The sequence below is a fragment of the Pseudonocardia endophytica genome (assembly GCF_004339565.1).
In the GTDB taxonomy this organism is placed as follows: domain Bacteria; phylum Actinomycetota; class Actinomycetes; order Mycobacteriales; family Pseudonocardiaceae; genus Pseudonocardia; species Pseudonocardia endophytica.
On record NZ_SMFZ01000001.1, the window covers coordinates 3,781,262 to 3,800,443 of the forward strand.

General features: G+C 71.9%; 19 protein-coding genes. 9 read left to right on the forward strand and 10 right to left on the reverse strand.

Annotated elements, in window-relative coordinates; all coding sequences use genetic code 11:
• Nucleotides 1–6: 6 nt before the first annotated feature.
• The gene (dnaN, locus tag EV378_RS17560) at nucleotides 7–1,164 is read right to left on the reverse strand and encodes a DNA polymerase III subunit beta (protein WP_132426747.1); all 1,158 of its coding nucleotides are present in this window, start codon (nucleotides 1,162–1,164) and stop codon (nucleotides 7–9) included.
• A gap of 978 nt (nucleotides 1,165–2,142) precedes the next feature.
• Nucleotides 2,143–3,795 (reverse strand): chromosomal replication initiator protein DnaA, encoded by a 1,653-nt coding sequence (gene dnaA / locus EV378_RS17565; RefSeq protein WP_132426750.1) that lies wholly within the window; start codon nucleotides 3,793–3,795, stop codon nucleotides 2,143–2,145.
• A gap of 491 nt (nucleotides 3,796–4,286) precedes the next feature.
• Between dnaA and rpmH the strand changes: the two genes are divergently transcribed.
• From rpmH to EV378_RS17605, 8 genes are all read left to right on the forward strand, one after another.
• The gene (gene rpmH / locus EV378_RS17570) at nucleotides 4,287–4,430 is read left to right on the forward strand and encodes a 50S ribosomal protein L34 (protein ID WP_132426753.1); all 144 of its coding nucleotides are present in this window, start codon (nucleotides 4,287–4,289) and stop codon (nucleotides 4,428–4,430) included.
• 29 nt (nucleotides 4,431–4,459) lie between these two features.
• Entirely contained in the window at nucleotides 4,460–4,822 is a 363-nt protein-coding gene (gene rnpA / locus EV378_RS17575) for a ribonuclease P protein component (RefSeq protein ID WP_132426755.1), read from the forward strand.
• 44 nt (nucleotides 4,823–4,866) lie between these two features.
• Nucleotides 4,867–5,112, forward strand: a complete 246-nt coding sequence (gene yidD / locus EV378_RS17580) for a membrane protein insertion efficiency factor YidD (RefSeq protein WP_132428066.1) — start codon at nucleotides 4,867–4,869, stop codon at nucleotides 5,110–5,112.
• On the forward strand, nucleotides 5,106–6,287 hold the full coding sequence (gene yidC, locus EV378_RS17585) for a membrane protein insertase YidC (protein WP_132426757.1): 1,182 nt from the start codon (nucleotides 5,106–5,108) through the stop codon (nucleotides 6,285–6,287). Before yidD ends, yidC begins: the two co-directional genes overlap by 7 nt.
• Before the next feature lie 88 nt (nucleotides 6,288–6,375).
• On the forward strand, nucleotides 6,376–6,897 hold the full coding sequence (locus EV378_RS17590; RefSeq protein ID WP_207908698.1) for a Jag family protein: 522 nt from the start codon (nucleotides 6,376–6,378) through the stop codon (nucleotides 6,895–6,897).
• Between the two features lie 10 nt (nucleotides 6,898–6,907).
• On the forward strand, nucleotides 6,908–7,621 hold the full coding sequence (rsmG, locus tag EV378_RS17595; RefSeq protein ID WP_132426761.1) for a 16S rRNA (guanine(527)-N(7))-methyltransferase RsmG: 714 nt from the start codon (nucleotides 6,908–6,910) through the stop codon (nucleotides 7,619–7,621).
• Between the two features lie 65 nt (nucleotides 7,622–7,686).
• Nucleotides 7,687–8,592, forward strand: coding sequence for a ParA family protein (locus EV378_RS17600; RefSeq protein ID WP_132426763.1), 906 nt, complete (start codon nucleotides 7,687–7,689; stop codon nucleotides 8,590–8,592).
• Nucleotides 8,593–8,597: 5 nt separating this feature from the next.
• Nucleotides 8,598–9,581, forward strand: coding sequence for a ParB/RepB/Spo0J family partition protein (locus EV378_RS17605; protein WP_132426765.1), 984 nt, complete (start codon nucleotides 8,598–8,600; stop codon nucleotides 9,579–9,581).
• Between the two features lie 659 nt (nucleotides 9,582–10,240).
• Here the strand turns inward: EV378_RS17605 and EV378_RS17610 are convergent.
• Together EV378_RS17610 and EV378_RS17615 are read right to left on the reverse strand one after the other, a co-directional pair.
• Nucleotides 10,241–11,188 carry a D-alanine--D-alanine ligase family protein gene (locus EV378_RS17610; protein ID WP_132426767.1) on the reverse strand — a complete coding sequence of 316 codons (948 nt, stop codon included), beginning with the start codon at nucleotides 11,186–11,188 and terminating at the stop codon, nucleotides 10,241–10,243.
• 62 nt (nucleotides 11,189–11,250) lie between these two features.
• Nucleotides 11,251–12,609, reverse strand: a complete 1,359-nt coding sequence (locus EV378_RS17615; protein WP_132426769.1) for an aminotransferase-like domain-containing protein — start codon at nucleotides 12,607–12,609, stop codon at nucleotides 11,251–11,253.
• A 238-nt stretch (nucleotides 12,610–12,847) separates the two neighbouring features.
• Between EV378_RS17615 and EV378_RS17620 the strand changes: the two genes are divergently transcribed.
• Complete coding sequence (locus tag EV378_RS17620) at nucleotides 12,848–13,540, forward strand: GNAT family N-acetyltransferase (RefSeq protein WP_132426771.1); 693 nt, start codon at nucleotides 12,848–12,850, stop codon at nucleotides 13,538–13,540.
• A gap of 52 nt (nucleotides 13,541–13,592) precedes the next feature.
• Here the strand turns inward: EV378_RS17620 and EV378_RS17625 are convergent, their stop codons facing one another.
• The 6 genes from EV378_RS17625 to EV378_RS17650 all read right to left on the reverse strand — a co-directional run bounded on the left by EV378_RS17625 (nucleotide 13,593) and on the right by EV378_RS17650 (nucleotide 19,177).
• A complete protein-coding gene (locus EV378_RS17625) occupies nucleotides 13,593–14,753 on the reverse strand; it encodes an N-acetylmuramoyl-L-alanine amidase (RefSeq protein ID WP_132426773.1) in 1,161 nt (386 codons plus the stop codon).
• A 184-nt stretch (nucleotides 14,754–14,937) separates the two neighbouring features.
• A complete protein-coding gene (gene trxA, locus EV378_RS17630) occupies nucleotides 14,938–15,261 on the reverse strand; it encodes a thioredoxin (RefSeq protein WP_132426775.1) in 324 nt (107 codons plus the stop codon).
• 46 nt (nucleotides 15,262–15,307) lie between these two features.
• Nucleotides 15,308–16,309, reverse strand: coding sequence for a thioredoxin-disulfide reductase (trxB, locus tag EV378_RS17635; protein WP_132426777.1), 1,002 nt, complete (start codon nucleotides 16,307–16,309; stop codon nucleotides 15,308–15,310).
• Nucleotides 16,310–16,446: 137 nt separating this feature from the next.
• Nucleotides 16,447–17,046 (reverse strand): hypothetical protein, encoded by a 600-nt coding sequence (locus tag EV378_RS17640; RefSeq protein WP_132426779.1) that lies wholly within the window; start codon nucleotides 17,044–17,046, stop codon nucleotides 16,447–16,449.
• Nucleotides 17,043–17,561: a sigma-70 family RNA polymerase sigma factor gene (locus EV378_RS17645; protein ID WP_132426781.1), complete on the reverse strand. Its 519-nt coding sequence runs from the start codon at nucleotides 17,559–17,561 to the stop codon at nucleotides 17,043–17,045. Before EV378_RS17645 ends, EV378_RS17640 begins: the two co-directional genes overlap by 4 nt.
• Before the next feature lie 71 nt (nucleotides 17,562–17,632).
• Nucleotides 17,633–19,177 (reverse strand): protein kinase family protein, encoded by a 1,545-nt coding sequence (locus EV378_RS17650; protein ID WP_243653522.1) that lies wholly within the window; start codon nucleotides 19,175–19,177, stop codon nucleotides 17,633–17,635.
• Between the last annotated feature and the right edge of the window lie 5 nt (nucleotides 19,178–19,182).

Genomic DNA, 19,182 nt, shown 5'->3' on the forward strand with positions numbered 1-19,182 from the left:
GAGGCGTCAGCCGGGCAGGCGCACCGGCATCAGCAGGTGCAGGTACCCGGACTTCTCCGGAGCGGGAGCCGCGCCGTCGTCCTCGGTGGACGGTGGCGGGACCGGCCGGACCAGCGCGGGCCGGTTCGGCGTGGTGAACGTCAACTGGGCGCGCTCGGTGTGCAGCGCCCCGAGCGAGTCCAGCAGGTAGCCGGGGTTGAACGCGATCGTCAGCGGGTTGCCGTCGAGCGCGCAGGGGAGCTCCTCCTCGGCGCTGCCGACGTCGTCCCCGCCGGCGGCCAGGCGCAGCCCGTCCTCGCCGAACTCCAGCCGGATCTGGGCGACCCGGTCCGCCACCAGCGACACGCGCTTGATCGCCTCGACGAGCGCGGCGACCTCCAGCTCGGCGGCCGTGGTCTGCTCGGTCGGGATGAGCTGGCGGAAGCGCGGGAACTCCGCGTCCAGCAGCCGGCTCGTGGACCGGCGGCCACCACCGGTGAGCCCGAGCATGCCGTCGCCGGAGGACAGCGCGATCTCGACCGTGCCGGCGCCGGAGAGCGTCTTCGCCACCTCGGCCAGCGTGCGCGCCGGTATCAGGACCGCGGTGGAGATCTCCGGGTCCTCCGGGACCCACTCCAGCTCGCGGACGGCCAGCCGGAACCGGTCGGTCGCCGCGAGCGTCAGCTGCGAGCCCTCGATCTCCAGCCGGATGCCGGTGAGCATCGGCAGCGTGTCGTCCCGGCCGGCCGCGACGGCGACCTGGGCGACGGCCCCGGCCAAGGCGTCGGCCGCGACCGAGCCCGCGCGCTGGGGCATGTCCGGCAGCTGCGGGTAGTCCTCGACCGGCATCGTCGGGAGGCTGAAGCGGCTGTTGCCGCAGTTGATCGTGGCGCGGGCCCCGTCGACCACCAGGTCGACCGGCTTCGACGGCAGGGCGCGCGTGATGTCGGCCAGCAGCCGGCCCGAGACGAGCATCCGGCCGGGCTCGCCGACGGTCGCATCGAGCTCCACACGGGCGGACGTCTCGTAGTCGAACCCGGAGACCGTCAGGCGCTCGCCGGACTCGCCGGAGTCGGACTGGATCAGCACACCGCCCAGCACCGGGACCGGCGGCCGCGCGGGAAGGCTGCGTGCCACCCAGGCTGCGGCGTCCGCCAGGACGTCGCGTTCGACGCGGAACTTCATCGCGGCCAGTTCCTTCCGGAGTAGGCGTGCCGGACCGGGACGCGCCGGCCCGGGTAACACCCGGGCCACGGACCTCGATCGGACGGACCAGAGACGACTCGGAGGTTCGGCGGTCGCGGACCCCGGCTCGTCGGAGGCCTCACGGTAGAGGCTCCGGCCGACAGTTTCCACGTCGCCCCGGAGCGTCGTTCGTCTGACGGTGCGTGCCCGATCGGGACGTGCCCGCGTCCCCCATCCACGTGCCTGAACTTCTTGAAGAAAGAGATAGAGAGAAAACCAGTAGTAGACATAGGTGGTGTGCACCGTGTGGATGCACGACGTCTGCGCTGCTCAGCAGGCCGCGTCGACTGGGGACATCGTCGTGGGACGGCCGGTGAGCAACCTCGCCGGGACGTGGACGGACGCCGGCAGGCCGGATCTGTCCCGGTTCCGTCCCGGGGACGTAAGCGAGTTGTCCACCGATCCGCCCCCGTTCGTCCACGGGCCCGGGCGCGACCATCCACAGAGTTGTCCCCAGATGTGGGTGGAAGCGTGTCGAGCTGTCCACCCTGGGTGATGACGACGGCGCGGTTCGCCGCGCGTCACCGGTGCATCCAGACCCACAATGGCCACATCCGTCACAAGAATCGACACCCTGAGTGATCGGGCGGCGCCGTCGTCGATCATGACGACGGCGGGCGGTGCGCCGAACGGCCTTTACCGCACGCCGAGCGAATCGTCCGGGAGCGACACGCGCTCGATGTCGATCTCTCCCCGATGGGGACTCCGATCGCTCCCCGGATCCGGTCGACGACCCACACGGCCGTCGTCGCGAGCGGCCGCACGCGGCACGGAGACGGTGATGCACCTGTGGGTGCCGCGGGTCGCCCCGGATCGCGCCCGGTGACCGCGTCGGAGGCCCCGCATCGTCGCCGTGACCTGTGGATGTTCCGGGGTGACCGGTGGACAACCGGCCCCGGTGCGGGGTGAAGTGATCGCTCAGTGGCGCGCGCGGAGCTTGATCCGCGCGGTGAGCTCCTGCACCTGCTCGAACGTCTTGCGCCGGAGCGAGATCTCGTTGCGGATCTTCTTGTCGGCGTGCATGACGGTGGTGTGGTCGCGGCCGCCGAACGTCTGGCCGATCCGCGGCAGCGACAGGTCGGTCAGCTCGCGGCACAGATACATGGCGATCTGGCGGGCCTGGGCGAGCGCCTTGGTCTTCCCTGGACCGGACAGGTCCTCCAGCGTCACGCCGAAGAACTCGGCCGTGACGGCCATGATCGTCGGGGCGGTGATCTCGGAGGCGGCCGAGTCCGGGATGAGATCGCGCAGCACGATCTCGGCGAGCTGGGTGTCCACCGACTGCCGGTTCAACGACGCGAACGCCGTGACCCGGATCAGCGCGCCCTCCAGCTCGCGGATGTTGCGCTCGATCCGCTCCGCGATGAACTCCAGGACCTCACCGGGGACGGCGAGCCGCTCCTGGGCCGCCTTCTTGCGCAGGATCGCGATCCGCGTCTCGAGCTCGGGCGGCTGGATGTCGGTGATCAGGCCCCACTCGAACCGCGTGCGCATCCGGTCCTCGAGCGTCTCCAGGCGCTTCGGCGGCCGGTCAGAGGACACGACGATCTGCTTGTTCGCGTTGTGCAGCGTGTTGAAGGTGTGGAAGAACTCCTCCTGGGTTCCTTCCTTGCCCTCCAGGAACTGGATGTCGTCGACGAGCAGGACGTCGACGTCGCGGTAGCGCCGCTGGAACGCGACCTTGCGGTCGTCGCGCAGCGAGTTGATGAAGTCGTTCGTGAACTCCTCGGTACTGACGTACCGGACCCGCATCCCGGGGAACAGTCGCTGGGCGTAGTGCCCGACGGCGTGCAGCAGGTGGGTCTTGCCCAGCCCGGACTCGCCCCAGATGAACAGCGGGTTGTACGCACGGGCCGGCGCCTCGGACACGGCGACCGCCGCGGCGTGGCTGAAGCGGTTCGACGCGCCGATGACGAACGTGTCGAACGTGTACCGCTCGTTGAGCCGGGTCTGTGACCGCGGCGCCACGGGGTCACCGGCCTGGGGAGCGGTGTAGGCGGGCCATGCCGTCGGCGCGCGGCTCGCGTCGTCGTCCGCGGGGCCCGCCGTGGCGGGGACGGGCTCCGGGGCCGGTTCGACGTGGCCGGGTCGCGGCTCGTCGTCCGCAGTGCCGTCGGTGGCGGGATCCGGAGACGCCGGTGCCGTCTGGTCGTCCGCGAGCGTGGTGCCGTCCCGCTCGCCCCGCGACGCGGTCCCGGAGACCGACGTCTGCCCGGCTGCCTGCGCGACCGGAGAGCGCGGCGTGCCGAAGCCCGGCGGATCCGGGACCTCGGTCCCGCCGGACGCGGCGGAGGCGTCCACGACGACGGCGAGGTTGACCGACACACCGAGATGCCGCCCCAGGGCGTCGCTGATCGGACGGCGCAGGATGCGCTCGATCGCGTCCTTGGCGAACTCGCTCGGCGCGGCCAGCAACGCGGTGCCGTCGAGCAGACCGAGAGGACGGGTCAGACGGAGGAACGCCCGCTGCTGCGGCGAGAGCGCGGCGGAACCGGACTCGGCGGATGCCCCGGAGAGGTCGGCGATGACCCGGTTCCACACCGCGCCCAGGTCGCCCGGCTGGTCGGTCATCCGCGGTCCCCCTCCCGGCTCGACCTCGTCCGCGACGTTTCGCCTCCTCGGTCCTGACGTGCCCGGAACCGGGGCAGCCGAACGCATCCCCAGAGTTGTCCACAGTTGTGCGTAGGAAGGTACGCATGCCCGTGTCCCCACCCCACGGCGGGGGCGGTGTGGGTCGTGCGGCGTCGGGGTGGCCGATGGACGTGCACCAGCGCTCTCGGAACGCTAGCAGTCCGTGTTACCTGCTGGTCCGGGCGGGGCACCGCTCTCCCGGTCGGACCAACGACCCGCTTCCGGGCCGTGCCGGGACCTGGTTTGACCCCCTCGAAACGGGCTGCGTACCCTGGCAGGAACTGCTGGACAGAGGTCGGCCCGAGGGCCGGCCGGCCGCGGACCGCCTGGTGCTCGACACCGCGTCCGTGGACTGCCGGCGACGACCGTGGAACCAGTTGAGCAACGGCGGTACCGGGCCCCTGCCCGTCCGCCTCTCGGGAGAGCCGACCGTGAGCAAGGGCAAGCGCACCTTCCAGCCGAACAACCGCCGCCGGTCCCGTACGCACGGGTTCCGTCTGCGCATGCGCACCCGTGCCGGTCGCGCCATCGTCGCCGCGCGTCGCCGCAAGGGGCGCGAGAAGCTCTCGGCCTGAGGGCCGGGACCGACGAACCGGCCCGCGCGGTGTTGCCGGCCTCGTCCCGGCTCACCCGCCGGGAGGAGTTCGCCTCGACCATCCGCCGGGGACGCCGAGCAGGCCGTTCCCGGCTGGTCGTGCATCTGCACACGGCCGGCACCGACCCGTCCGCCGCCCACGCGCCGCGGGCGGGTTTCGTCGTGAGCAAGGCCGTGGGCAACGCGGTCGTCCGGCACCGGGTGTCCCGGCGGCTCCGCCATCTCGTGGCCGACCGGCTCGGCGACCTCGCACCGGGGACCTCACTCGTCGTACGCGCCCTTCCGCCGTCCGCGGACGCGTCGTCGGTCGAGTTGGCCCGTGACCTGGACTCGGCGCTCGCCACGGCCCGCCGTCCCCGGACCCCGCGGTGAACTCCGAGATCCGGCCGTCCCCCGGCGCCCGCGTCGTGCTCGCGATGCTGGGCTTCTACCGGAAGTGGATCTCGCCGGGCCTGCCGCCGAGCTGTCGCTTCTACCCGTCCTGCAGTGCCTACGCCGTCGAGGCCGTGACGACACACGGCCTCCTGCGCGGGTGCTGGCTCGCCACGCTGCGCTTGCTGCGCTGTCACCCGTGGCACCCTGGTGGCGTGGACCCGGTCCCGCCGCGCCGTGACCGCACTACGGGCGAGGCCCGAGACCGCGAGGAGCAAGCGCCGTGCTGAACTTCATCTACTACCCGGTCAGCGCCATCCTGTGGTTCTGGCACAAGGTGTTCGGCTTCGTCCTCGGTGAGGCGAACGGCGTCACCTGGGCGCTCTCGGTCGTCTTCCTCGTCTTCACGCTGCGCGCGATCCTGTACAAGCCGTTCGTCGGCCAGGTCCGGTCGATGCGCAAGATGCAGGAGATGCAGCCGGAGATGCAGAAGCTCCGGAAGAAGTACGCGAACGACAAGCAGAAGCTCGCCACCGAGATGCAGAAGCTGCAGCAGCAGAACGGGGCCAACCCGCTCGGTGGCTGCCTGCCGATCCTCGTGCAGGTCCCGGTGTTCATCGGCCTGTTCCACGTGCTGCGCGAGTTCAAGCCGGGCAAGCTCGAGAACTACGTGTTCAACGCCGACGAGGTCCGGTCGTTCGTCGACTCCGACTTCCTCGGGTCGAAGCTCGGCGCGGCCGTGTTCCCGCTGTCGAACTTCGGCGGTCAGGGGATCCCGAGCGTCCAGGAACTCGGCGGCAACCTGGTCAACCAGTGGATCGTGATGGTCCCGCTGATGATCGCGGCCGGCATCTTCACGCACATCACGGCGCGACACTCGGTGGCACGCCAGCAGGCGCAGCAGGGTGCGATGGACAACACCCAGGCCGCGATCATGCAGAAGCTGATGCTCTACGTGTTCCCGATCGGTGTGGTCGTCGGTGCACCGTTCCTGCCGTTGGCGATCCTCTTCTACTGGGTGTCGAACAACCTGTGGACGCTGGGCCAGCAGTACATCGTCTACAAGCGGATCGACGCCGAGGAGACGGAGAAGCGGGAGAAGGCCACCGAGGCAGCCCGCTCGTCCGCGCCGCGGCCCGGCCAGAAGCCGGTGCGCCCCGAGGACCGCAAGAACGACGACACCACGAACGGCAACGGCGCGGACGCAACCGTCGAGGCCGTGGACGACACGCCCGTGAGCGACGACACCGGGAAGGCGTCGTCGAACGGGAACGGGTCGCGACCGTCCACGAACGGGAGCTCCAACGGGTCCGGCAACGGCCAGTCGTCCGGCAACGGGCAGGCGAAGAAGCCCGGCTCGAAGCCGGTGAGCCCCGCCGGCAAGCGACCGTCGGGGGGCGGCGGAGCGAACCGCCCCAAGTCCGGTTCCCGTCCGTCCGGCAGCCGGAAGAACAAGCGCCGCTGACCCCGCCGCGCCACGGCCCCGACGGTCTCCCCGACCGTCGTGCGGGCCGGCGCGCGCCCCCGCATACATCCGACAGAGGAGACAGACCGTGCCGAAGACCGCTCAGGACGGCGACGTGGACGCCCCCAAGGACAAGCCGTCGAACGAGGACGTGCTGGTCCAGGAGGGCGACATCGCCGGGGACTACCTGGAGAAGCTGCTCGACATCCTCGACTTCGACGGCGACATCGACCTCGACGTCGAGGGTGGCCGGGCGATCGTGAGCATCGACGGCGGTGACGACCTCACCAAGCTCGTCGGTGACAAGGGGTCCGTGCTGGAGAGCCTGCAGGAGCTGACGCGGCTGGCCGTGCAGCAGTCGTCGGGCAACCGTAGCCGGCTGATGCTCGACATCGCGGGCTGGCGCAAGCGCCGTCGCGACGAGCTCACCGAGCTGGGCCTGCGCACGGCCGAGGAGGTCAAGGAGTCCGGTGAGTCGGCGCGCCTGCGACCGATGACGCCGTTCGAGCGCAAGGTCGTGCACGACGCCGTCGCGACCGTCCGCGGTGTCGTCAGCGAGAGCGAGGGCGAGGAGCCGCAGCGCCAGGTGGTCGTCCACCGGAACCGCTGACCGGTCCGAGATGACGAGCAGCGAGACCACGGCGGAACCGCTCCCCGAGCCGCCCCCGGTCGCCGGGAGCGTGTTCGGTGATCGGCTCCCGCTCGCGGTCCGCTACGTCGAGCACCTCGCGACGTCCGGTGTCGAGCGCGGGCTGATCGGCCCGCGGGAGCACGGACGCCTGTGGGACCGGCACGTGCTGAACTGCGCCGTGCTCGGCGAGCTCGTCCCGGACGGGGCGAAGGTCGTGGACGTCGGCTCAGGGGCCGGGCTCCCCGGCATCCCGCTCGCCCTGGCGCGTCCGGATCTGCACATCGTGCTCATCGAGCCGCTGGCCCGCCGGGTGGACTGGCTCGACGAGGTCGTCGCGGATCTCGGCCTGACGGTCGCCGTCGAACGGGGGCGTGCCGAGGAGAAGGTCGTGGTGCGACGATGGGAGGGCGCGGACGTCGTGACCGCGCGTGCGGTGGGCCCGCTGGCGCGCCTGACGCGGCTGTGTCTCCCGCTGGTCCGTCCGGGCGGGTCGATGCTGGTGCTCAAGGGTGAGTCGGCCGCGGAGGAGATCGAGCGCGATCGGGCCGACGTGCGGGCGGTCGGAGGTTCGGACCCGCGTGTCCTGCGGTGCGGCGCGGATGTCGTCGACCCGCCGACTACCGTGGTGGCCATCGACCGCGAAGCGGCTCCGCGTCGTTCAGGAAGCCGTTCGGGTAGCCGGAGGAAGGGGCAGCGACCATGAGTTCGGGTACGACTGTTCCACGTGAAACAACGACGGCAGCTGCGGACTCGGAGAGTAGGTCTCGCGTGAGTCTCGGATGGACCCCGATCGCGGAGGAGGCCGAGCGCGCCGCTCGCGTCCTGCATCCGGACGGCCACGGGATGCCGCGGCCCTCGACCCGTCGCGTGCTGACCGTCGCGAACCAGAAGGGTGGCGTCGGGAAGACGACGAGCACCGTCAACCTGGCCGCCGCGCTGTCCATGCACGGCATCCGGGTGCTGGTCATCGACCTCGACCCGCAGGGCAACGCGAGCACGGCGCTGGGCGTCGAGCACCGGACCGGCACGCCGTCGGTGTACGAGGTGATGCTCGGCGAGATCTCGCTGGCCGACGCCGCGGTCGCCAGCTCGGCGTCGCCCGACCTGCTGTGCGTCCCGGCGACGATCGACCTGGCCGGCGCCGAGATCGAGCTGGTGAGCATGGTCGCCCGGGAGCGCAGGCTCGCCCAGGCGCTGACCGACGAGGCGCTGGCCGAGCTCGACGTGGACTATGTCCTCATCGACTGCCCTCCGTCGCTGGGCCTGCTCACGGTGAACGCGCTCGTCGCGGCCGCCGAGGTGCTGATCCCGATCCAGTGCGAGTACTACGCGCTGGAGGGGCTGGGCCAGCTGCTCAGCAACATCGACCTGGTGCGCTCGCACCTGAACACGTCGCTGCACGTGTCGACGATCCTGCTGACGATGTACGACGGCCGGACGAAGCTCGCCGACCAGGTGACCTCCGAGGTGCGGCAGCACTTCGGCCCGACGGTGCTGCGGACGGTCATCCCCCGCAGCGTCAAGGTGTCCGAGGCGCCCGGCTTCAGCCAGACCGTCCTGGCCTACGACCCGGGTTCGCGTGGCGCGATGAGCTACGTCGACGCCGCCCGCGAGATCGCCGAGTTCGGTGTCGAGCAGCCGCCCGCCCAGCAGCAGACCGCGAACGGGAGCTGACACCCATGCCGGAGCGCAAGGGTGGTCTGGGCCGCGGCCTGGCCGCGTTGATCCCGACCGGGCCGGTGGAGAACGGAGCCACCGCCCGGCCGGGCACCGGCGTCGCCTCGCCCGGACTGCCCGCGACCGCTCCCCTGCCGTCGCCCGGTCCGTCCACACTGGACTCGCCCCCGGACGTCGTGGACGGTGGTGCCGAATACCGGGAGATCCCGGTCTCGCGGATCGTCCCGAACCCGCAGCAGCCACGGACACAGTTCGACGAGGAGCAGCTCGGCGAGCTCGAGCATTCCATCCGCGAGTTCGGCCTGTTGCAGCCGATCGTGGTGCGCGCCAACGGTTCCGAGTACGAGCTGATCATGGGCGAGCGCCGCTGGCGGGCCGCTCAGCGCGCCGGGCTCGAGGTGCTCCCGGCGATCGTCCGGCACACCGGCGACGACGCGATGCTCCGCGACGCCCTGCTGGAGAACATCCACCGCGTGCAGCTGAACCCGCTCGAGGAGGCGGCCGCCTACGAACAGCTGCTCGCCGAGTTCGGGGTCACGCACAACGAGCTGGCCGACCGGATCGGGCGCAGCCGCCCGGTGGTGACGAACATGATCCGGCTGCTGCGGCTTCCCGTGGCGGTGCAGCGACGGGTGGCGGCCGGGGTGCTGAGCGCCGGTCACGCTCGGGCGTTGCTCGGTCTCGAGGACGCCGGGCAGCAGGAGGATCTCGCCGGCCGGATCGTCGCGGAGGGGATGTCGGTCCGTGCGACGGAGGAAGCCGTCGTGCTCGCCCGCCAGGACGGCCCGGCGAAGGAGAAGGCGACCCGGACCCGGTCCGAGGCGCCCGCGGAGCTGACCGAGGTCGCGGATCGCCTGTCCGACCAGTTCGAGACCCGCGTGCGTGTGGAGCTCGGGAAGCGGAAGGGTCGCATCGTCGTCGAGTTCGGCTCGGTCGAGGACCTGGAGCGCATCACCTCGATGATGGGCCTCGACGGGCGCTCCTGAGGTTCGACGGCGGCGGCGGGTTTCACGTGAAACCACGCCGCCGGCGGCGTGCGTCCGCGGGTGAGTCGACGGCGAGTCACCGCGGAGCCGGCCGATCTTGTTTCCACCGGTGCACCGCCGCCTCGGGGCGGTACGAATGCGGCGTTCGTGCGCGTCATCGGTAGCGATGTCGCATCCGTGCGATCGATGACGTGAGCGGCGCGCTTGTGCCACTTCCGCCGATCATGGTTGGCCGTTGCGGGCCTCACCCTCGGCAACTCTCACCGTGATCGGCAGGAATGGTCGTAACACGCCAGTGGTGGCGCGGTTGTGCCACTTGAGCCGATCATGGTTGACGGGTTCCGCCGCGATGTCGCCTACGGTCATCGCCAACTCGGTGCCGCGACGGCGACGGCGCCGCGGCCATGATCGGCGCCGTGGTCGGAGCTCGGGCAGAGCTGAGGTCGACGCTTCGGGCGGAGCCCTGGTCGGAACGGTGAGCGTGGCTTCGGAGGCGTTGTCGGAACGGCGGGCGTGGCGCGGCCGTGGTCGGGTGAAGGGTGCGGACAGGAGCGCTCCACGCGTGTCGATGCGCCGCCGTCGAAGACCGGGGTGTTTCACGTGAAACCGCGCGCACCGAGCTGGGCTCGCGCTGTTTCACGTGAAACGTGGGTGCGCGGTCAGCTCCGTGTGACGGCGCGTTCGACGAGGGACCGGTACACGACGCCCAGGTCCATCCCCGCTGCCCCGACGGACGTCGGTAGGAGCGACGTGTCCGTCAGCCCCGGGGACACGTTCACCTCGAGGATCTGCACGACGCCGTCGTCCTGCACGATCGCGTCGAGACGGGAGACGTCCCGCAGGCCGAGCAGCTCGTGCGCCTGCAGCGCGACCGAACGCAGCTCGTCCTGCACCGGTTCCGGAAGACGCGCGGGGCAGTGGAACGACGCCGCACCCGGTGTGTAGCGCGAGGTGTAGTCGTAGAACCCGGACGGCACCTCGACCTCGACCGGCGGGAGCGCGCGGGGCTCGTCGCCGTCGTGTACGACCGCGACCGACACCTCCGTCCCGACGACGAAGCGTTCGGCGAGGACGGTGTCGGCGTAGGCGAGGCAGCTGACCATCGCGGCCGGCAGGTCGGCGGCGTGCTGGACGACCTGCACGCCGAGCGCCGAGCCGCCCTGGTCCGGCTTCAGGACGAGCGGCAGCCCGAGTTCACGGACGATCGCGTCCAGCACGCCCTGCGCGCCGAGCTCGCGGAACGTCGAGTGCGGGAGCGCCACCCACTCCGGCGTGGACAGCCCGGCCCGGGCCAGTTCGGCCTTGGCGGTCGGCTTGTCCCAGGCACGGCGGCAGGCACGTGACGGCGTCCCGACGAACGGCACGCCATGCAGCTCCAGTACCGCCTGCACGGCGCCGTTCTCGCCCTCTCCCCCGTGCAGCGCCACCGCGACGGCGTCCGGCTGCTCCTTCTGTAGACGGTCCAGCAAGGATGCGTCGACGTCCCACTCCCGCACCTCGACGTCGACGGCACGCAACGCGCCGGCGAGACGTCGCCCGGATCGCAGCGACACCTCACGCTCGTGGGACAGGCCTCCGGCCAGGACGGCGACGGTTCGATCGGTCACCGCGCCATTCTCGCGGACGCCCACCGAGCCGTCTCGGTGGGCGCCCGCAGAAGGCGGACCGATCAGTTCGTGTCCGGCGAGGGGCTCTGCGGTCCCCGGCCGAGCTCCGAGCGCGCCGACGTGCCGAACGTCCGCACGACGTCCAGCTCGGCCTCCAGGACCGCCGCCAGCCGTCGCACGCCCTCGGTGATGCGTTCCGGCGTCGGGTAGCAGAACGAGAGCCGCAGCTGCCGGCTGCCGAACCCGTCGGCGTAGAACCCGGTGCCGGACGCGTACGCGACCCGCGCCGTGACGGCCCGCGGCAGCATCGCCTTCGTGTCGACGCCCTCCGGGACGGTCAGCCACACGAAGAAGCCGCCGTCCGGCACGTTCCAGCTGCAGCCCTCCGGCAGGTAGGTCTCCAGCGCGGCCAGCATCGCGTCGCGGCGCTCGCGGTAGTTCTCGGTGAACGTCTTCACCTGGCTGCGCCAGTCGTGGTGCGCCAGGTACCGGGAGACGAGCATCTGCGTGAAGCTCGGCGGGCACAGCGTCGCCGACTCCGCGGCCAGCACCAGCCGGTCCCGCACCAGCGGCGGCACCAGCGCCCACCCGACCCGCAGGCCGGACGCGAACGTCTTGGAGAACGAGCCGAGGTAGATCACGTCGGAGTCGTACGAGCGCAGCGACGGGTAGACCTCGCCGCTGAAGCCGAGCAGCCCGTACGGGTTGTCCTCCACGACCATCACGCCGTACTCGCGGCAGATGTCCAGGATCCGCGGACGGCGCTCGATCGACAGCGTCACGCCCGCCGGGTTGTGGAAGTTCGGGATCGTGTACAGGAACTTCGGCGTGATGCCCTGCGCGGCAAGGGAGCGCAACGCATCGGTCAGCAGCTCCGGTACGAGTCCGTGCTCGTCCATCGCGACGTGCACGACGCGCGCCTGGTACGCGGCGAAGCTGCCCAGGGCGCCCACATAGGACGGGCCCTCGGCGATCACGACATCGCCCGGGTCGACGAAGATCCGGGTGAGCAGGTCGAGGGCCATCTGCGAGCCGACGGTCACGACGACGTCGTTCGGGTCCCCCTCGACGCCCTCCTCCGCCATCACGTCGCAGATCTGCTCGCGGAGCTCCGGAACGCCCTGCGCGGACCCGTACTGGAGCGCCGTCAGCCCGTCCTGGGCGACGAGCTCGGCGACTTCACCGGACAACGACTGCAGCGGCAGCGCGGCCAGGTTCGGCATCCCGCCGGCCAGCGAGACCACCTCGGGCCGGCTCGCGACGGCGAACAGCGCGCGGATCTCGGAGGCGGTCATGCCGCCGGTGCGGGTGGCGAACCGTTCGGTGGGGTTGCCCGCCCTGCCCGTCGTGCGCGCCGCCGCCGCTGCCGCCGCCGTCACCGGGAGATCGGTGGGCTGCTGCGGACGGTCGGGCGACGTCATGACGCGCTCCTGGGGATCTCGGTGGTCGGACCCGCCGAGTGTAACCGGGTCAGGTGATCTCCCTGCCCTTCGTCGTCGGTCACACACCGGTGGCAGCACGCGGGGTGTCGCGGTGGGCTGAATCGAATTACGCTGCGGGCGGTCACCGGAGCCGTCGGACGGCGTCGGACGATGCCTCGTCCGGCCCATGGCCCGGACGAGGTCCAGAGCGGTCACGACGCCGGGAGGTGCTATCCACGTGTCCTGGCACGTCGCCACGCTCAATCTGGACAATCTGGGCGATCTGCCCAAACGGTGCCGTAACTGCGTCTACTGGGAGCTGTCCACCCGCTCCGCCGAGCAGGCCGACGGGTACGGCACGGCCGACCTGGAGAAGGAGGCCTGGCTCTCCGAGGTCCTGCTCGAGTGGGGCTCGTGCGGGCGCGTGGTGTACGTCTCGGGCGCACCGGCCGGCTACGTCATCTATGCGCCGCCCACGTCGGTGCCCCGCGCCGCGGAGATGCCGACCGGACCGGTCAGCGCCGACGCCGTGCTGCTGACCACGATGCAGGTGATGCCGGAGTTCTCCGGCGAGGGCGTCGGCCGGATGCTGGCCCAGACGGTCGTGAAGGACCTCACCCGCCGCGGCGTCCGCGCCGTCGAGGTGTTCGGTGACGCGAGCCCCGGCACCGACGCCGACTGCGTCGTCCCCGCCGAGTTCCTGCGCGCCGTCGGGTTCAAGACCGTCCGCCCGCACCACCGCTGGCCGCGGCTGCGGATGGAGCTCCGCTCCGGCCTGGAGTGGAAGGAGGACGTCGAAGCGGCGCTCGAACAATTGTTCAACACGGTGACGATCCCGCTGCAGGCGGCCGCACCCGTCGCACAGCGGACGCCCGCGAAGGTCGGTCGCGTGCTCAGCGACGATCTGAGGACGCCCTGTGAGCTCCGCTGACGGCCGATCATGACCGTCCCCGCCCGAGAGGGCGGGGACGTGCGACAACCGCCTAGCTGGCGCTGATCTGGTCCCTGCCGTACTCGCGGGCCAGCACGTCCGAGAACGTGAACGTGCCGGTCGGCTGGTCGTCCTGGCCGAGCAGGTACAGCCGCTTCACGGCCACCAGCACGCCCTCGGCGACGACGTCGCGGAACTCGGGGTCGAGCAGCTTGCGCCGGTCCCCGATGTGGGTCAGGTAGCCGATCTCCAGCCGCACCGCGGGCATCCGGGTGCGACGGACGAGCTCCCACGTGCAGGGCTGCGGGCGGCAGTCGAGCATCGCGGTGCGGGTGAGCAGCTCGCGCTGGATCAGTCCGGCGAGCGCCTCGCCGACCGTCGACGTCGCGCCCGAGCCGTTCCCGAAGTGGTAGGTCGCGAGGCCCTGCGCGTGCATGCTGCGGTTCGCGTCGGTGTGCAGCGAGACGACGAGGTCCGCGCCGATGTCGTTGGCGAACTGCGCGCGCTCCGCGTCCGGAGGGCAGCTGTCCTCGTTGCGGGACAGCACCGCCTCCATGCCGGTCGCCGACATCCGGCCGACCAGACGGCGGGCGAGGTCCCACATCAGGTTCGCCTCGTCGACGCCGGCGACCTCGACGCCGCGGTCCGCGCCGCCGTGGCCCGGGTCGATCACGATCCGCTTCCCACGCATCCGCGGTCCCGCGCGGCGCAGCAGCTCCTGCTCGCGGAGCAGGCCCGGCCGTCCGCCGGTCACCTTGCGCCCGAGCTGGCGCAGCGCGCGCAGCGTCTGCGGGCCGCACACGCCGTCCGGCGTCAGGCCGTAGTCGCGCTGGAAACGGACCAGCGCCGTCTCGGTCTGCTGGTCGAACACGCCGTTCGGGCGTCCGACGTTGTACCCGAGCTCCAGCAGCCGCTCCTGGAGCATCGCCACGTCGTCCCCGGACGTCGGGGTGGTGACGGTGTAGGCGAGCAGCCGGTCGCCGAGCGACCAGCCGGCCTCGCGCAGCGCCCGTGCGGTGTCCGGCCCGACGATCCCGTCGGTGATCAGGCCACGGCCCTGCTGGAAGACCCGCACCGCGTGGTCGACGTCGGCGTCGAAGTACCCGGGCGAACGAGCGCCCTGCGGCGTGTCGGCCAGGATGCCGAGCCGCCGCAGCGTCTCCCGCACATCTTCCACGGCGGGACCGGAGTCGCCGCGCCGGAGCAGCTGCATGCACCCCTCGCTCGATGTCGGTGACGCCCGTTTCGGGCGCTGTCCGTCGTGACCGCGCAGCCCGTCTCCGGGAGCGCCGCCCGCCCCATTGTGCCCTGCGGTACCTCGAACGAGGCACAGCGGGGCGAACACGCGCGTGTCCCGGCCGTGACCGGCCGGAACACGCAGCGTTATCTTTCGCGGGTCAGAGGTGGTCGGCCAGGTCGTCGAGCAGTGCGGCCTTCGGCTTCGCCCCGACGATCTGCTTCACCGGCTGGCCGCCGGAGAAGAGGATCATGGTCGGGACCGACATGACCTGGTAGTCACGCGCGACCTCGGGGTTCGCGTCGATGTCGAGCTTCGCGACGGTCAGCTTCTCCGCGTTCTCACCCGCGATCTCGTCGAGCACCGGCGCGACCATCTTGCACGGGCCGCACCAGGTGGCCCAGAAGTCCACCAGGACCGCCTTGTCGCTGTTCAGGACGTCGTCGCTGAACGAGCTGGTGGTCACGTCGATCGTGTTCGCCATCGGGGTTCTCCTTCTGTGTGCTGCTCACGTGCGGTTCTGGATCGAGTCAGTGCGCGGCTTCGGCAACCTTCTCAGACGGTGCGGCGCCGTAGCCGCCCCCGGCCATCTCGGCCTCGACCGGTGTGCCGGCGAGCCAGCGCTCCGCGTCAATCGCGGCGGCACAGCCGGACCCGGCGGCCGTGATCGCCTGCCGGTAGGTGTGGTCGACGAGGTCGCCGCACGCGAACACGCCCTCGACGTCGGTGTACGTGCTCGGCGCCTGCGTCCGGACGTACCCTTCGTCGTCGAGTGCGATCTGGCCCTTCACCAGCGCGCTGCGCGGGTCGTGCCCGATCGCGACGAACATGCCGGTCACGTCCAGCGAGTCGGTCTCGCCGGTCTGCGTGTCCCGCAGCTGCAGCTGTTTCACCGAGCCCTCGCCGGTCACCTCGGTGACCTCGGCGTTCGTGCGCCAGCGCATCTTCGGGTCGTTCTGCGCGCGCTCCAGCATGATCTTCGACGCCCGGAACTCGTCCCGGCGGTGGATGATCGTCACGGTCTCGGCGAAGCGGGTGAGGAACGTCGCCTCCTCCATCGCCGAGTCACCGCCGCCGATCACGGCGATGTTCTGGTCGCGGAAGAAGAACCCGTCACAGGTGGCGCACGAGCTCACCCCGCGGCCGAGCAGCTCCTGCTCGCCGGGCACGTGCAGGTAGCGTGGCTGGGCGCCCATGGCGAGGATCACGGCGCGGGCGCGGTAGGTCTCCTTGCCGACGACGACCTCCTTGACCGGGCCGTCCAGCCTCACGGAGTCGACGTCGCGGGCCTGCAGGTCGGCGCCGAAGCGCTTCGCCTGGCCGCGCATCTGCTCCATCAGGTCGGGACCCATGATCCCGTCGGTGAAGCCGGGGTAGTTCTCGACCTCCGTCGTGGTCATCAGGGCGCCGCCGAACTGGCTGCCCTCGAACACGAGCGGGGCGAGCTGGGCGCGCGCGGCATAGACCGCGGCCGTGTAGCCGGCCGGTCCCGAGCCGATGATGATCAGGTTGTGCACCGTGTCGGTGGTCACCGCTGTCGATCCCTCCTGGCGGCTCCGGCGCGAGGTGTGTGGCCTGCGCTGTTCGCCGGTCGTACGACGCTTCCGGCCGTCGGTTGCTTCAACGCGATCCTAGGCAGCCTCATTCCGCGGCCCCGGGCGGCGCGCGCTCAGCGTCCGGTGGTGGCCTCGGCGAGTACCCGTGCACAGGCGGGATCCACGACCACGAGCCGGTACCGGCCGGTCACGGCGGTCCCGAGGACGAGCAGCGTGCCCGGCGTGCCGTCGACGGTGTACGGCACGCCACCGAGCAGTGCCGCGTCCGGCTCCGGCACCCCCGCCGTCGTCAGGCACGCGCTGCGGCGGTCGGGATCGGCGAGGTCGCCCGCCCCGGCCCGGCCGAACGCGACGGCGCCGGTCGAGCGGAGGTCGTCCTCCCGTCCGACCGTGTGCGGCGGGTCCGTCCCGCCGGCCGCGACGCCCGCCACCACCGCCAGCGCGACGACGGCCGCCGCGGCCGGCAGGGCGGCGCGACGAGGGCGGCGGGGGCGCGACGGAGTGGCCCCGGCGTCGCCGACCGCTCCGCCGGGCAGCACCGGGACGCGGGTCGCCGCGTCCGGGCCGGCCGAGAGCTCCGCTCGCACCGATCCGCCGGCCGACCGCAGCTCTCGCACGGTCGCCCGCTCGACGCGGTCGGCGACGTCGGGTGGCATCGGCACGTCCGCCAGCGCGGCCAGTTCGGAGCGGAGCCGGTCCTCCGGGGTGGTCACGGTTCCTCCCGCAGGTGGCCGAGCAGTTCGAGCAGCCGGGACCGCCCGCGGGCGCAGCGGCTCTTGACCGTCCCCTCCGCCACGTCGAGGATCCGGGCCGCCTCGGCGACCGGCCACCCGTGCACATCCACCAGGACGACGGCCGCGCGCTGCTCCGGCGGCAGCAGGCCGAGGGCCTCGTCGACGACGAGCCGGGTCGCGACCCCGCCCACCGGGTCCGGTGAGGTGTCCTGCCCGACGTCCGGTTCCGGGTGGGCGCGCATCCGGTCGATGCACTTGTTCATCAGGATCCGGTACAGCCACGTCCCGGGGTCGGCCTCGCCGCGGAAGCCGCCGGAGCCGGAGCGCAGTGCCGCCACGAACGTCTCCTGCACGGCGTCCTCGGCGTCGGCGCGGTTGCCCAGCGTCCGCACCGCCACGGACCAGAGACGGTCGCGGTGGGTCCGGAACAGCTCGTCGAGCTCGGACGGGCCGGTGCCGCGACGTGCGGCTCCCGGCCCGGTCGAGGTGGTCACCCGGCAACGGTAGGCAGGCGCGTCGGCCGACCGGGGCCGATCGGCCCGAGCCCGTCACATCCGTGAACGGTTCAGGGCGAGGCGCGGTCGAACGTGACCTCGCCGATCTCCGAGACGTAGTTGCCCTCGCCGCCGCCGAGCTTCGTGATCCACAGGAGCAGGTGCTGGGTCGGCTGGCTCTGGGTCAGCGGCACGGTCGTGCGGCCCTGCTGCAGCGTGACCGTCGTGATCGGGACCGTCAGGCCGAAGTCGGCGTCCGGCGTCGGTGCGCTGCGCACCTCGACGACCGTTCCGGGACTGTTCGAGTCGATCACCAGGTCGGAGAGCTGCTCGGTGGACACGAACGAGGCCATGAGCCCGATGCCGGGCTTCAGGGCGGGCAGCTGCTGGCGGTACTCCTGGGTCTTCCACACCGTGTTCGGATCGCCGTCGGTCGCACGGGAGACCGTGCCGACGTTGTCGCCGTCGCCGTTCGGGTCGTACACGGACAGCGACGCGTTCGTCACCGGTGCGCTGGCACCCGGTTGCGCGGGCGCGGACGCGCCGGGCGGACCGGAACCCACGACCACCGGCGGCGCGCCGCGGCCCTCGCCGAACAACGATCCGAGCTGCACGCCGAGGTAGCCCAGCACGATCAGCACGCCGACGCCCAGCACGGCGAGACCGACCATCAGGTTGCGCCGGCGCACCGGGTCGCGACGCGCGTCCGGCACGCGGTCCTCGTCCTGCCACACGTCGTCCGGCTCGGACGCGGTGCCGTCGCGCAGCGGCGGGAACAGCGCCGCCTCGTCCTCCTCGGCGAGGATCTCGGTCAGCATCCGGTGGACGGCCGCGGCGGTGTGCACGCGGCCCGCCCCGTCGCCGTGCCCGAGCGCGCCGACGCACAGCGTGTCCAGTTCGAGCGGCACACCGGGGCGCAGCGACGACGGCGTGCGCAGCCGGCCCGACGGCGTGCGCTCCGCGGCCACCAGTTCGGCACGGGCGGCGTCGGCGACCGACAGCGGCCACCGGCGGGTCAGCAGCGTGTAGAGGATCGCCCCGAGACCGCGGACGTCGTCGCTCGCGGACACCGACGGGCGCGGCAGCAGGAACGCCAGCTGGGCCCGCCCGTCCGGCGTGATCCGGATCCGCTGCGGGTGGTCGCAGCCGAGCACGAGTCCCTGCTGGTGGGCTTCCGTCGCCGCGGCGGCGAGCGGCTCGACCATGCGAGCGGCGCGCAGCGCCCGGATCGGGCCACCGGACACGACCTCGGTCAGGCTCCGCCCCGGGACCCATTCGGCGACGGCGGCGCCGAGCACGTCCTCCGGCAGGCCCTCGCTGCCCGGTGCCAGCACGTCCAGCAGGCGCGCGCTGCCGCTGTGCTCGAAGCAGCCCGATCGCAGCGCGCGGACGACCATCTCGCCGGCGCGGGCGGCGCCCTCGGGGTCGTCGGAGCGGTCGTCGGCGGGGAGCCTGCGCAGGACGGTGATCGCGACCGGGCGGCGCAGGACGGTGTCCTCGGCCCGCCAGAACTCGGCGCCCGCGCCCTGGTCGGAGCCGACACGCTGACGCAGCACGTACCGGTCGGTCAGCGACGAGCCCGCCGCCGTCCCGACGACGTCACGCGCGACCGGCAACCGGT

Coding starts and splice junctions, on each gene's coding strand:
- dnaN (WP_132426747.1), bottom strand. CDS start 1,164: ATGAAGTTCCGCGTCGAACGCGACGTCCTGGCGGACGCCGCAGCCTGG.
- dnaA (WP_132426750.1), bottom strand. CDS start 3,795: ATGACCGACCAGCCGGGCGACCTGGGCGCGGTGTGGAACCGGGTCATC.
- yidD (WP_132428066.1), top strand. CDS start 4,867: ATGCTGGGCTTCTACCGGAAGTGGATCTCGCCGGGCCTGCCGCCGAGC.
- rsmG (WP_132426761.1), top strand. CDS start 6,908: ATGACGAGCAGCGAGACCACGGCGGAACCGCTCCCCGAGCCGCCCCCG.
- EV378_RS17605 (WP_132426765.1), top strand. CDS start 8,598: ATGCCGGAGCGCAAGGGTGGTCTGGGCCGCGGCCTGGCCGCGTTGATC.
- EV378_RS17615 (WP_132426769.1), bottom strand. CDS start 12,609: ATGACGTCGCCCGACCGTCCGCAGCAGCCCACCGATCTCCCGGTGACG.
- EV378_RS17625 (WP_132426773.1), bottom strand. CDS start 14,753: ATGCAGCTGCTCCGGCGCGGCGACTCCGGTCCCGCCGTGGAAGATGTG.
- trxA (WP_132426775.1), bottom strand. CDS start 15,261: ATGGCGAACACGATCGACGTGACCACCAGCTCGTTCAGCGACGACGTC.